The 12,117-nt window shown below is 69.4% G+C and carries 12 protein-coding genes; 11 read left to right on the top strand and 1 reads right to left on the bottom strand.

What is annotated here, in order from left to right:
- The first annotated feature begins 33 nt into the window (after nt 1–33).
- The 8 genes from sucC (at nt 34) to ACZ5IK_RS34185 (ending at nt 8,689) form a co-directional block, all read left to right on the top strand.
- Nucleotides 34–1,203 (top strand): ADP-forming succinate--CoA ligase subunit beta, encoded by a 1,170-nt coding sequence (sucC, locus tag ACZ5IK_RS34220; protein WP_101612251.1) that lies wholly within the window; start codon nt 34–36, stop codon nt 1,201–1,203.
- A 1-nt stretch (nt 1,204) separates the two neighbouring features.
- The gene (gene sucD, locus ACZ5IK_RS34215; RefSeq protein WP_076163092.1) at nt 1,205–2,092 is read left to right on the top strand and encodes a succinate--CoA ligase subunit alpha; all 888 of its coding nucleotides are present in this window, start codon (nt 1,205–1,207) and stop codon (nt 2,090–2,092) included.
- Between the two features lie 262 nt (nt 2,093–2,354).
- On the top strand, nt 2,355–3,185 hold the full coding sequence (locus ACZ5IK_RS34210) for a DUF5336 domain-containing protein (RefSeq protein WP_465491494.1): 831 nt from the start codon (nt 2,355–2,357) through the stop codon (nt 3,183–3,185).
- Nucleotides 3,186–3,329: 144 nt separating this feature from the next.
- Nucleotides 3,330–4,802, top strand: a complete 1,473-nt coding sequence (locus tag ACZ5IK_RS34205; protein WP_465491493.1) for a cell division protein PerM — start codon at nt 3,330–3,332, stop codon at nt 4,800–4,802.
- Between the two features lie 76 nt (nt 4,803–4,878).
- Complete coding sequence (purN, locus tag ACZ5IK_RS34200; protein ID WP_101612254.1) at nt 4,879–5,496, top strand: phosphoribosylglycinamide formyltransferase; 618 nt, start codon at nt 4,879–4,881, stop codon at nt 5,494–5,496.
- The gene (gene purH, locus ACZ5IK_RS34195) at nt 5,493–7,055 is read left to right on the top strand and encodes a bifunctional phosphoribosylaminoimidazolecarboxamide formyltransferase/IMP cyclohydrolase (protein ID WP_465491492.1); all 1,563 of its coding nucleotides are present in this window, start codon (nt 5,493–5,495) and stop codon (nt 7,053–7,055) included. The genes purN and purH overlap by 4 nt, the downstream gene beginning before the upstream one ends.
- 79 nt (nt 7,056–7,134) lie before the next feature.
- Nucleotides 7,135–7,800 carry a hypothetical protein gene (locus ACZ5IK_RS34190; protein WP_465491491.1) on the top strand — a complete coding sequence of 222 codons (666 nt, stop codon included), beginning with the start codon at nt 7,135–7,137 and terminating at the stop codon, nt 7,798–7,800.
- A gap of 253 nt (nt 7,801–8,053) precedes the next feature.
- Nucleotides 8,054–8,689: a hypothetical protein gene (locus tag ACZ5IK_RS34185; protein WP_465491490.1), complete on the top strand. Its 636-nt coding sequence runs from the start codon at nt 8,054–8,056 to the stop codon at nt 8,687–8,689.
- On the opposite strand, the gene ACZ5IK_RS34180 is transcribed toward ACZ5IK_RS34185, so the two are convergent.
- On the bottom strand, nt 8,686–9,399 hold the full coding sequence (locus tag ACZ5IK_RS34180) for an SRPBCC family protein (protein ID WP_465491489.1): 714 nt from the start codon (nt 9,397–9,399) through the stop codon (nt 8,686–8,688). The genes ACZ5IK_RS34185 and ACZ5IK_RS34180 overlap by 4 nt on opposite strands.
- Before the next feature lie 179 nt (nt 9,400–9,578).
- Here ACZ5IK_RS34180 and ACZ5IK_RS34175 point away from each other — a divergent pair, with 179 nt between their 5' ends.
- From ACZ5IK_RS34175 to ACZ5IK_RS34165, 3 genes are read left to right on the top strand one after another with little or no spacing between them, the layout of a single operon-like run.
- Nucleotides 9,579–10,064, top strand: a complete 486-nt coding sequence (locus ACZ5IK_RS34175; RefSeq protein ID WP_465491488.1) for a pyridoxamine 5'-phosphate oxidase family protein — start codon at nt 9,579–9,581, stop codon at nt 10,062–10,064.
- Between the two features lie 11 nt (nt 10,065–10,075).
- A complete protein-coding gene (locus tag ACZ5IK_RS34170) occupies nt 10,076–10,525 on the top strand; it encodes a VOC family protein (RefSeq protein WP_465491487.1) in 450 nt (149 codons plus the stop codon).
- Between the two features lie 58 nt (nt 10,526–10,583).
- Nucleotides 10,584–11,930, top strand: a complete 1,347-nt coding sequence (locus ACZ5IK_RS34165) for a hypothetical protein (RefSeq protein WP_465491486.1) — start codon at nt 10,584–10,586, stop codon at nt 11,928–11,930.
- Nucleotides 11,931–12,117 lie beyond the last annotated feature (187 nt).

Raw genomic sequence — 12,117 nt, 5'->3', positions numbered from 1 at the left:
ACCACAGTGGCGTGTCGTCAGGAGACTGGAGTAGTGGACCTCTACGAATACCAGGCGAGGGATCTCTTCGCCGCCCACGGAGTACCGGTTCTGCCGGGTGCCGTGGCAAACACCCCCGAAGAAGCCAAGGCCACCGCCGAGAAGATCGGCAACCAGGTCGTCATCAAGGCGCAGGTCAAGACCGGCGGCCGCGGCAAGGCCGGCGGCGTCAAGCTGGCCCAGACGCCGGACGAGGCCGCGGAAAAGGCCGAGGCGATCCTCGGTCTCGACATCAAGGGTCACATCACGCGTCGCGTGCTCGTGGCCGAAGCCTCGGACATCGCCGAGGAGTACTACTTCTCCTTCCTGCTGGACCGTGCGAACCGCACCTTCCTCGCGATGGCTTCGGCCGAAGGTGGCGTGGAGATCGAGCAGCTGGCCGTCGAGCGTCCCGAAGCGCTCGCGAAGATCCCGGTCGACGCGATCATCGGTGTCGACAAGGCGAAGGCCGTCGAGATCCTGACCGCGGGCAAGTTCCCGGAGAACGTGGTCGACGAGGCCGCCGACGTCGTCGTGAAGCTCTGGGAGACCTTCGTCTCCGAGGACGCGACGCTGGTCGAGGTCAACCCGCTGGTCCGTGACCCGCAGGACAAGATCATCGCCCTCGACGGCAAGGTCACCCTCGACGAGAACGCCTCGTTCCGTCAGCCGGGCCACGAGGCCCTGGTCGACAAGGACGCGGAGAACCCGCTCGAGGCGAAGGCCAAGGCCAAGGACCTCAACTACGTCAAGCTCGACGGCGAGGTCGGCATCATCGGCAACGGCGCGGGCCTCGTGATGTCCACTTTGGACGTCGTGGCCTACGCGGGCGAGAAGCACGGCGGCGTCAAGCCCGCCAACTTCCTCGACATCGGCGGCGGCGCTTCGGCCGAGGTCATGGCGGCCGGTCTGGACGTCATCCTCAACGACACCGACGTGAAGAGCGTGTTCGTCAACGTCTTCGGTGGCATCACCGCTTGCGACGCGGTCGCGAACGGCATCGTCGAGGCGCTGAAGATCCTGGGCGACGAGGCCACCAAGCCGCTCGTCGTGCGGCTGGACGGCAACAACGTCATCGAGGGTCGTCAGATCCTGGCCGACGCGAACCACCCGCTGGTCACCGTGGTGGACACAATGGACAACGCGGCCGACAAGGCCGCCGAGCTCGCCGCGGCAGGTGCGTGAGATGTCGATCTTCATCAACGAGAACAGCAAGGTCATCGTCCAGGGGCTCACCGGCTCCGAGGGCATGAAGCACGCGACGAAGATGCTGAAGTCCGGCACGAACATCGTGGGTGGCGTCAACGCCCGCAAGGCCGGCCAGACCGTCTCCGTCGAGGGCAAGGACCTCACCGTGTTCGGCACGGTCGAGGAGGCCATCAAGGAGACCGGCGCCGACGTTTCGGTCATCTTCGTGCCGCCGAAGTTCGCCAAGGACGCGGTCATCGAGGCGATCGACGCCGAGATCCCGCTCGCCGTGGTGATCACCGAGGGCATCCCGGTGCACGACTCGGCCTACTTCTGGGCGCACGCGGTCGCGACGGGCAACAAGACCCGCATCATCGGGCCGAACTGCCCCGGTGTGATCAGCCCCGGCAAGTCGAACGCGGGCATCATCCCGGCCGACATCACCGGTGCCGGCCCGATCGGTCTCGTGTCGAAGTCGGGCACGCTGACCTACCAGATGATGTACGAGCTGCGTGACATCGGTTTCTCGACCGGTGTCGGCATCGGCGGCGACCCGATCATCGGTACCACGCACATCGACGCCCTCGAGGCGTTCGAGGCGGACCCCGAGACCAAGGTCATCGTGATGATCGGCGAGATCGGCGGCGACGCCGAAGAGCGCGCCGCGGCCTACATCAAGGACAACGTGACGAAGCCGGTCGTCGGCTACGTCGCGGGCTTCACCGCGCCCGAGGGCAAGACGATGGGCCACGCCGGCGCCATCGTCTCCGGCTCCTCCGGCACGGCCGCCGCCAAGAAGGAGGCCCTCGAGGCCGCCGGTGTCAAGGTCGGGAAGACCCCGAGCGAGACCGCCGTCCTGGCGCGCGAGCTGTACAACAGCCTCTGATCCTTCGGAGACTGACGCATTCCCCGGCGGGCCGGGCGCCTCACCAGGTGCCCGGCCCGCCGTTCGCGTTTAGCGGGCTAAACGCGAAATGGGCGTCGCCGAGGGGGTTCCGCGTGGAACCCGATCGGGTGTACAGACGTCTCAGAGCCCGAGGCGTGGGGTGACCGTGCGTGCGCTAGCGTTCGAGCATCACAGCCGCCTCGTTTGTCCCGGGAGTTCCGCGCGCCCCGGGGTGCCGGTCCAACGACAGGAGAGCATTCGGATGTCCTATCCCAGCGGTGGGCCCGGCTACCCCCAGCAGGGTGGCGGCCAGCAACCCCCTCAGCCCCACCCAGGCTCGGGAGCCTTCCCGCAGCAGCAGGCGCCGTCGTCACCGGCGAGCCCGCTGAACCTGGCGCTGCTGCTCGCGCTCGCCGTCACCGTCCTCGGCCTGGTGCAGTTCTTCATCGGCTTCTCCGACGAGGCCGACGCGGCCAAGGAGGTGTCGGTCTTCCTCCTGGTCTCCGGTCTGCTCGCGGCGCTGCACGCGTTGCCGCGCGGTCCGAAGACGCTGCCGTTCGCCGCGTTGTTCAGCGTTCTCGGCGCGTTCGGCGCGCTGGACCTGGTCATCGGCTACCCGACCGTCGACGGCGGGGAGGGCCGCCCGGAGGTCTCGCTTCCCGGCATCCTCACCGTGGTCCTGATCCTCGGCATCCTGCAGATGCTGGTCGCGGTCGCGGCGCTGCTGTTCGAGCACGACGTCCTCAAGCTGCCGGCCGCGAAGCCGCAGCAGCAGGCGCCGCAGGCCCCTTACAGCCAGCAGTTCCCGCAGCAGGGCCCGCAGGGTCCGTTCGGCCAGCAGGGCCAGCAGGGCCCGGCCGCCACCCAGGTCCAGCCGTTCCCCGGGTCGGGGCAGCAGCAGGGCCAGCAGCAGGGTGAGCCGTCCGCCCCGTTCGCGCAGCCGGGCGGGTTCCAGCCGCCGGTCACGCAGCCGCCGGGCCAGCAGGCCACGACGTACGCGCCGCAGCAGGGCCAGTTCTTCCAGCAGCCGCCGTCCTCGGAGCAGGGCCAGAACCCGGGCACGCCGCCGGGTGGGTTCGACCGGCAGAGCTGACCTCTCGCACGTAAAAGCACCCGCTGTGACTCTCCGTGTCACAGCGGGTGCTTTCGTTTTCCGGGGTTACCCGACCGGGTGGGTTGGGCCACGCGCGCCATCCGATGGCGGCGTGCCTCACCCGGACGGCTCAGTCCGGATGTCATGGTGCGGATCATGAAGCTGCTCACCCGCGACGAACGCCCGCCGGGCGAAGAGCCGGTGAGCGACCTCGTCCCCGAGCCGGAGGTGTCCAGGGCCAAGCGGGTTCGGGTGTTGCTCGCCGCGGCCTGCGCGCCTTTGCTCTTCTCCTACACCGCCGTCGCGGCCGTGCTCGCGGTGGTCGTGTTCATGGCCGACCGGTCCCGGTTCTCCGCCACCGGCGCGCTGCTCGCCGCCGGGCCGGGCTGGCTCGCCTCCTGGCAGGTGGAACTCGAACTCGCCGGTCATCCGCTCGGCGTGCTGCCGCTGCTGCCGACGCTCGTCGTCGGGTGGCTCGCGGCGAGGGCGGCCGCGCGGGCCACGCGCCGGATCGGCGGCCGGACCCCGGCGGACGCGGTCCCGGTGGTGACGGTGATAGCCGGGGCGCACGCGCTGTTCGGCGTGGTCATCGCCCTGCTGGCCGGCGGATCGCCGATCGGGGTCAACCCGCTGACCGCCTTCTGCGTGCCGGGACTCATCGCCGGGCTGGCCGCCGTCGCGGGAGTCGCCAAACGCTGTGGGCTTCCGGCCGCGGTGCGGGACCGGTTCGACCCGGTCGCCGTCCGGGGCCTGCGCGCGGGCGCGCTCGGTCTCGCCGCGATGATCGCCGGTGGCGCCGTGGTGTTCACCGCGGCCACCGCGCTCTCGTGGTCCACTGTGGACAGTCTGTTCGAGCCCGGTTTCGGTGCGAGCTTCGGCCTGTTCGCGCTTTCCGTGGCGTACCTGCCGAACGCGGTCGTCGCCGCGCTGTCCTTCACCACCGGGCCGGGGTTCTCGGTCGGTTCGCTGACCGTCGGCATGTTCGGCTACCGGGAAGGACAGCTGCCGGGGGTGCCGGTGCTGGCGGGGATCCCGTCGCACCACGCTGTCTGGTGGCCCGCGTTGCTGCTCCTGCCCGCGCTGGCCGGCGCGCTGGTCGGCTGGAAGATCCGCACGATCGACGAAGATCCGATGCTGCGGATGCGGGCGGTCGCCGTCGCGGGCGCGCTCGTCGCGTTCGGCTGCGTCGTCCTCGGGACCGTCGCCGGCGGCAGGCTCGGCGACGGGCCGTTCGACCCGGTCAGCGTGCCGGTCGGGGTCGCGTCGGTGATCGCCTTCTGCTGGATCGTCGTCCCCGGCGGGTTCGTCGCGTTCTTCGCCGGAGCGCACGAGGCTCCCGAGCCGCCAGGAGAACCCGGCGCCGAAGACCTCACCGAAGTCGAGGAGGAAGCCGTCGAGTCCGAAGAGGACGAAGCGGCTGACGAAACCGAAACCGAAACCGACGTCGACGACGAATTCGACGACGAGGCCGAAGCGGAACTCGCCCGCGAGCTGGGTGAGGACGACGACGAGACCCCTGCGGAACGAGAGCCCGAAACCGAGCCCGAGCAGGACATCGTTGTGACCGAGTCCACCGAGGGGTCCGGCGACGAAAGCGCGCCCGGCGGCGACCGTTAGGGTTGTCGCGACCAGGTGAAGCGCCGTACGCCCGAGTGCGTACCGCCGTGGCAAGGAGCCCGTTCTGGCTAGTCGGTTGGACCTGCCCACTCCGGTGAAGCTCGTCGTCCTCGCGTCCGGTTCCGGCACGCTGTTGCAAGCCGTGCTCGACGCCGTCGAAAAGCCGAACTTCCCGGCGAAGGTGGTCGCCGTCGGAGCCGACCGCACCGGGATCGAGGCGCTCACGCGGGCCGAACGCGCCGACGTGCCGTCGTTCACCGTGCGGATGGCCGACCATCCGGACCGCGAGGCCTGGGACAAGGCGATCACCGAAGCCGTCGCCGCCTACCAGCCCGACCTGGTCGTCTCGGCGGGATTCATGAAGATCCTCGGCGCCGAATTCCTCGCGCGGTTCCCCGGCCGCGTGATCAACACGCATCCGGCGTTGCTGCCGTCGTTCCCCGGCGCGCACGCCGTGGCCGACGCGCTGGCGATGGCCGTCAAGATCACCGGGTCGACGGTCCATTTCGTCGACGCCGGAGTCGACACCGGGCCGATCATCGCGCAGGAGCCGGTGATCGTGGAATCCGATGACGACGAACACGTCCTGCACGAGCGGATCAAGGCCGTGGAACGCAGGCTCCTGGTGGAAACGATCGAAAAGCTCGGCCGGAGCGGGTGCGCGGTCGAGGGACGAAAGGTGAGGTTTTCGTGAGTACCGCACAGGGACAGCGTCCCGTCCGGCGCGCGCTGATCGGCGTCTCGGACAAGGCCGGCCTGCTCGAACTCGCCACCGGGCTGCACGCGGCGGGTGTCGAGATCGTGTCGACCGGCGGCACGGCGAAGGTCATCGCGAACGCCGGGGTGCCGGTGACGCCGGTCGAAGAGGTCACCGGGTTCCCCGAGTCCCTCGACGGCCGGGTCAAGACGCTGCACCCGCGCGTGCACGCGGGCCTGCTCGCCGACCGTGACCGCCCGGAGCACGTCGAGCAGCTCAAGCAGCTGGACATCGCGCCGTTCGACCTGCTCGTGGTCAACCTGTACCCGTTCACGCAGACTGTCGCCTCGGGCGCGAGCCCGGAAGACTGCGTCGAGAACATCGACATCGGCGGCCCGGCGATGGTGCGCGCGGCGGCGAAGAACCACAGCAGCGTCGCCGTCGTCGTCGACCCGTCCCGCTACGGCTGGGTGCTGGAGCGCGTCGCCGCCGGTGGTTTCGAGCTGGCCGACCGCAAGCGGCTCGCAGCCCAGGCCTACGCGCACACGGCGGCGTACGACACCGCTGTCGCCGCGTGGTTCGCCAACGTCTACGCGCCCGCGGACGACTCCGGTTTCCCGGACTTCACCGGCGCGACCTGGGAACGCGGCGACGTGCTGCGCTACGGCGAGAACCCGCACCAGAAGGCCGCGCTGTACAAGCACTGGCGCCCTGGCCTCGCGCACGCGGAACAGCTGCACGGCAAGGCCATGTCGTACAACAACTACGTCGACACCGACGCCGCGCGCCGCGCCGCCTACGACTTCGAGGCCCCGGCCGTCGCGATCATCAAGCACGCCAACCCGTGCGGGATCGCGGTCGGCGAGGACGTCGCCGAGGCACACCGGAAGGCGCACGCCTGCGACCCGGTTTCGGCCTACGGCGGGGTGATCGCGACCAACCGGCCGGTGAGCCGCGAGGCCGCCGAGCAGATCTCCGAGGTGTTCACCGAGGTCGTCCTGGCCCCGGACTTCGACGCCGAGGCGCTGGAGATCCTGCAGCGCAAGAAGAACGTGCGGCTGCTGAAGCTGCCCGCGATCACTTCGCCGGATCCGATCGAGTTCCGGCCGATCTCCGGCGGCGTGCTGGTGCAGACCGTCGACACGATCGCCGCCGAGGGCGACGACCCGGCGAACTGGACGCTGGCCACCGGCGCGGCCGCCGACGAGCGGACGCTGGCCGACCTCGAGTTCGCGTGGCGTTCGCTGCGCGCGGTGAAGTCGAACGCGATCCTGCTGGCGAACGACGGCGCGACCGTCGGCGTCGGCATGGGTCAGGTCAACCGGGTCGACTCTTCGCGGCTCGCGGTCTCGCGGGCGGGAGACCGGGCGAAGGGCGCCGTCGCCGCTTCGGACGCCTTCTTCCCGTTCCCGGACGGCCTCGAAGTCCTGCTGGAGGCCGGTGTCCGCGCCGTCGTCCAGCCGGGCGGCTCGATCCGCGACGCCGAGGTCATCGCCGCCGCCGAGGCCGCCGGGGTCACCCTGTACCTCACCGGCACGCGCCACTTCGCTCACTGACGTCAAAACGCCTTTAGCGGGCTAATCGCGATCCGATCGCGTTTAGCCCGCTAAAGGCGTTCCCGAGGGGGGAACTCGGATGTATCAGCCTCAAGGACCGGGCGGGCCGCCGCCTCCGCCGCCCTGGGTGGTGGCGAAGGCGAAGAAGAAACGCCGGATCGTCTTGATCCTGGTGATCGTCGCGCTGACGGCGCTGCTCGTCGGCGGCGGGGTCACCGGCGGCATCTTCGCGTCGAAGTACTACGAGTCGACGGGGGCGGTCCCGACGTCGACCCCGGCCCCGCCGGAGTGCGAGGCCTTGCGGCCGACGATGGAGCGCCTCGGCGTCCCGAACCTCACCGAGGTCAAGGTCAACCCGCCGTCCGCGGCCGCCACGTCGTCGAAGCTCACCTCGTGCACTTGGCGGCCCACGCCCGACGAGCACGTGCGCTATCGGTCCCTGTACGTCTCGATCACCGCCTTCACCGGGCCGGACGCCGAACGGCAGGCGAGCGACTTTCACCCGCCGACGAAGGGCGAGATCGTCCCGCAGCCGGAGATCCCGGACCGGGCGTGGTCCCGGCTCGAGCGGTACGGCAGCGCGCACGGCACGGCGGAGCTGTGGGCACAGCGCGGCAAGGTCCAGGTCTGGGTCATGTACTCCGGCAAGGACAAGGGCTTCTTCGCGGACGAGCGCATACCGGCCGACGTGCTCTCCGGCGCGGCCAAGTCGGTCGCCATGGCCGCCTTCGATTCGGTGGGCTGACCCCATCGGCCACCCGCGCCCCGGGCCGCCGTGCCATGCTGGCCGCGTGTCGCCTTTAGCGGGCTAATCGCGACGCGCGCGTACGCAAGGATCGCTAGGAGGATCGGTGCACCAGCCGCCGCAGGGGTACGGCCAGGGACCGGGTCATGGCCCGCCACCTGGGCAAGGAGGCCGGCCGGGTTACGGCCCGCCCCCGGGGTACGGCGCACCCGGTGGCCCGGGATACGGTCCGCCGCCCGGGTACGGCCCGCCGATGCCGGGTTACGGGCAGCCGCCCAAGAAGAAAAAGACCGGGCTGATCGTCGGCCTGATCGTGGGCGGCGTGGTGCTGCTCGGACTGGGCATCCCCGGCGGCATCTTCGCGTCGGAGTACTACTCGTCGGTCGGCAAGGCGCCGGTTTCCGAGCCGCCGCCCACCGAGTGCAAGGTCTCCCCGGAGGCCCTGAACAAGACGGTCACCAACAGCTTCCAGGGCACCCGCGAGAACGAGATCAAGGCCGGTGACATCGTCACCAATCAGGTCGGCTGCTCCTGGTCGGCGCCGGACGGCGACAACGTCCACGACCGCACCCTCCAGGTCATGGTCTATCGCCACGAAGGACCGGACGCCGAAGAGCGGGCGGCGAAGTCCTCCGTCGGGTCGGCCGCGCCGTCCGAGCGTCAGCAGCAGGTGCAGGGGATCGGGACGAAGGCGGTTCTCGTCTCCCTGGACACCGACAGTGCCTTCAGCGGCGCAGAGCTGCGGTTCACTCAGGGCGTGTACGTCGTCATCGTCACCTACAAGGGCTGGGACAAGGGGTTCTTCACGAACTCGCCGATTCCGCCCGGGGAGTCCGCCGAAGCGGCGAAGTCCGTCGGCGCCGAGCTCGCGAAGAACCTGCCCCGCTAGGCGTACAGGCCGTTCAGCCAGGCCGTCCACGCCTTCTCGGCCTTGTCCGCGTCGGCGTCTTCGGCGAACAGGTGATGGCCGATGCCGACAGGCCGGCCCCAGGCGTTCCGGCCGTAGAAGCGGTACAGCGCGTCCTCGGTCCGGACGCCGATGAACGCCGGCGTCAGGTAGTCGACGACGCCTTCGACGGTGCCGGCACCCGGCACTTCGAAGCGCACCTGATCGCCCGCGACCGTCGCGCCGATCGCCACCCGCACGGCCTCGAACGCCTCCGGGGCCGTCGACGCTTCGGGCGCGTCGGCCTTGAAGTACTTCGCCTGACGCAGGTTGAAGTGCGTCAGATATTCGCTCAGCGAGTGGTAGTAGAACGCCGTGTGCCGCTTGCACGCGTCGTAGTCGACGTCCCAGTCGTCGAAGACGGTGATGTGCTCGTAGCGCAGGTAGGTGCCGCCGTCCTTCGGCTCGAGGACGTACTCGAGGGTGTTGAACCAGCCCTTCTCGTCCTCGGCATAGGTGACGAAGCGTTTCGACGGTTTCCAGACGGTCACCATGCCACCGTTCGGGGTGAGGCCGGATTCGGCGCCGCCGTCGCGCGGCTCGTACCGGATCGGCCAGAGCCATCCGCCGCTGCCCGTGGTGATCGCGGCCCAGGTGTCGGCGGGCGTGGTGGGCATCAAGCCCTCGAAGCGGACCTCGGATTCCTTCGCCATGACTGTCCTCTCTCGTGTGCCTTCATAGAGGCGACGCCTGGCCGGGGGCGCTTTCGACAACGGATCGCGATTAGCCCACTAAAAGTGATGTGATGCGGGTCACATTCTGGAGTGTCGAAGTGCGGAGGACGGTCGCGTCCCTGGGGTGTCCGCGAAGACGGCGACTCGAGGAGAGCGACATGCAGCAGAACACGATCGACGAGATCCTGAACCGCCCGCTCAGCCAGGAGCTCCTGGCCCGTGACCTGGCTCGGCTGGCCTACACCGCGCTCGACGGCACGCCGCGGTCGATCCCGATCGGCATCCACTGGAACGGCAAGGAGATCGTCATGTGCACCCCGACGAACGCGCCGAAGCTGCCGTCGCTGCGCCGCAACCCCGCCGTCGCCCTGACCATCGACACCGAATCGCACCCGCCGAAGATCCTGCTCCTCCGCGGCACCGTCGAGCTGGACTACGTCGACGGCATCCCCGACGAGTACATGCAGTGGAGCGGCACCTACGAGATGACGCCCGAGCAGCGGATCGAGTGGGAGAAGCAGGTGCGGTCGCTCTACGACGGCATGGTCCGGATCGTGGTGACCCCGACCTGGGTCAAGCTCATCGACTTCGAGACCACGCTGCCCACCGCCGTCGAAGAGCTCATGCGCCGGCAGAGCGCCTGAAAGGAACTGTCATGACACTCAAGAAACTGGAACACGTCGGCGTCGTCGTCCACGACCTCGAAGCGGCCAAGGCGTTCTTCATCGCACTCGGTCTCGAACTGGAAGGCGAGGCGTCACTCAAGGGTGACACGGTCGATCGCCTCACCGGCCTGAAAGGGGTCCGGACGGATATCGCGGTGCTGCGGCCACCGGACGGCCAGGGCGGTGTGGAGCTCATCAAGTACCGGACGCCGTCCGGTCAGGCAGAAGATTCGCGCGCTCCGATGAACACGCCCGGCATCCGTCACTTCGTGTTCTCCGTGGAGGACATCGAGGACGCCCTCGAGCGTTTGCGGCCGCACGGCGCCGAACTCGTCGGCGAACTGGTCCAGTACGAGGACAGCTACCGGCTTTGCTACGTCCGCAGCCCGGAGGGGATCGTCGTCGAACTGGCGGAAGAGCTCGTACGTCGGGAGGCGTAGGCGAGAAGCCGCGTCTCGACGGATTCCCGCGAAGCCTTGCGCTGCCAGCATTTCCGGCATGACGTTGACAGGAATCCTGGCCGCCGCGCTGATCGTCACCGGTGCGCCGGCCCTCGCCGCGGACGACGTCCGTGTCCACACAGGAGCGATCGACGGCGCCCAGTACCGGGTCGAGGTGCCGTCCAACTGGAACGGCAAGCTCCTGCTGTACAACCACGGGATCTACCCGCCGGGCTACGTTCCCGAAGAGATCGAGCTCGCCAACCGGCCGGAGGCCAAACCCGTCCTCCTCGGCGAGGGGTACGCGCTGGCCGCGTCGCTCTACAGCAAGCCGAACGGCTTCTCCGCCCGGGAAGCCGTTCACGATCAGACGGCGCTGCTGTCCTGGTTCGACCGCAACGTCGGGCGCCCGGCGCAGGTGCTCACCTGGGGAGCTTCCGGTGGCGGGCTCAACGCGGTCCTGCTGTCCGAGCGGCTCCCGCAGCGGATCGACGGCGCGCTGGCGATGTGCGGTCCGGTCGCCGGCGGCTCCGCGTTGTTCGGTCAGGCACTGGACCTCGGGTTCGCGGTCCGGACGCTGCTGGCGCCCGAACTCGAGATCGTCCGTATCGCCGACCCGCGGGCGAACCTCGCGAAAGCCCATAAGGTGATCGCGGAGGCGCTGGAATCACCCGGCGGACGGGCGCGGCTCGCCCTCGCCAACGCGTTCGCCGACGTCCCCGGCTGGTCGACGGCGCACCATCCCCGCTCCACGGACGTCACCGAGCAGATCCGCCAGCAGACGAAGTTCGTCCAAGCGGTCTACGACCAGCTTTCCTGGGGCGATCACCGCGCCGATCTGGAGAAGCAGGCCGGCGGCAACCCGACCGGGAACACCGGAGTGGATTACCGCGGCCTGCTCGGTCGGTCGAGTGAACGCGACCTCGTGAAGCAGGCCTACCGCGCCGCAGGCCTGGACCTCGGCGCCGATCTGGCCAAGCTCGCCACCGCACCCCGCGTCAAGGCCGACCACACCGCCGCCCGGCTGCTCGACCGCACCGGGACGCCGACGGGACGCGGCCACCAGCCGATCGTCACGCTGCACCCGATCGGTGACGGCGTCGCCCCCGAACACGAGCGGACCTATGGCGACCGCGTCGATCCCGATCGGGTCCGGCAGGTTTTCGTGAACCGGGGCGGTCATTGTCAGCACACCGCGGCCGAGGAGCTGACGGCGTTGCGCTTGCTGCGGGATCGCGTCGAGACCGGTCGGTGGCCGTCCACGTCACCGGAGCGGTTGAATGCCGAGGCGAGCCGGTTCGGGCCGGAGTTTCACTTCCTCTACGACTGGCTGCACGGTGAGCCGGGCACTTCCGCGCCCGCTTTCCGGCGCCATCACCCGGCCTCGCTGCCTCGCGTGGCCTGACCGATCAGCCGTCGATGGGGTGGCGCGCCTGGAAGGTGAGCCTCCGTGAAGGCCTCCTTCCCTACCCTGAAAGTAGGGAAGGAGGTCTTCGCCACCTTTCGCTACTTCATACCCCTGAGCTGCGGCTTTCCTTGTGATCGCCAGTGATTCCCGCCCTCGGGCACGACAGGTCCGGTGATGGTTCCCT

The sequence above is a fragment of the Amycolatopsis sp. NPDC031561 genome (assembly GCF_055580625.1).
The sequence above is the reverse complement of the archived record's forward strand: the minus strand, read 5'-3'. Positions and strand labels throughout refer to the sequence as shown.

Excerpts from the sequence above, each read along its gene's own strand:
- ACZ5IK_RS34190 (WP_465491491.1), top strand. The coding sequence starts at position 7,135 with ATGTATCAGCCTCAAGGACCGGGCGGGCCGCCGCCTCCGCCGCCCTGG.
- ACZ5IK_RS34205 (WP_465491493.1), top strand. The coding sequence starts at position 3,330 with ATGGTGCGGATCATGAAGCTGCTCACCCGCGACGAACGCCCGCCGGGC.
- ACZ5IK_RS34165 (WP_465491486.1), top strand. The coding sequence starts at position 10,584 with ATGACGTTGACAGGAATCCTGGCCGCCGCGCTGATCGTCACCGGTGCG.
- ACZ5IK_RS34185 (WP_465491490.1), top strand. The coding sequence starts at position 8,054 with ATGCCGGGTTACGGGCAGCCGCCCAAGAAGAAAAAGACCGGGCTGATC.
- ACZ5IK_RS34180 (WP_465491489.1), bottom strand. The coding sequence starts at position 9,399 with ATGGCGAAGGAATCCGAGGTCCGCTTCGAGGGCTTGATGCCCACCACG.
- sucD (WP_076163092.1), top strand. The coding sequence starts at position 1,205 with ATGTCGATCTTCATCAACGAGAACAGCAAGGTCATCGTCCAGGGGCTC.
- ACZ5IK_RS34175 (WP_465491488.1), top strand. The coding sequence starts at position 9,579 with ATGCAGCAGAACACGATCGACGAGATCCTGAACCGCCCGCTCAGCCAG.
- ACZ5IK_RS34170 (WP_465491487.1), top strand. The coding sequence starts at position 10,076 with ATGACACTCAAGAAACTGGAACACGTCGGCGTCGTCGTCCACGACCTC.
- ACZ5IK_RS34210 (WP_465491494.1), top strand. The coding sequence starts at position 2,355 with ATGTCCTATCCCAGCGGTGGGCCCGGCTACCCCCAGCAGGGTGGCGGC.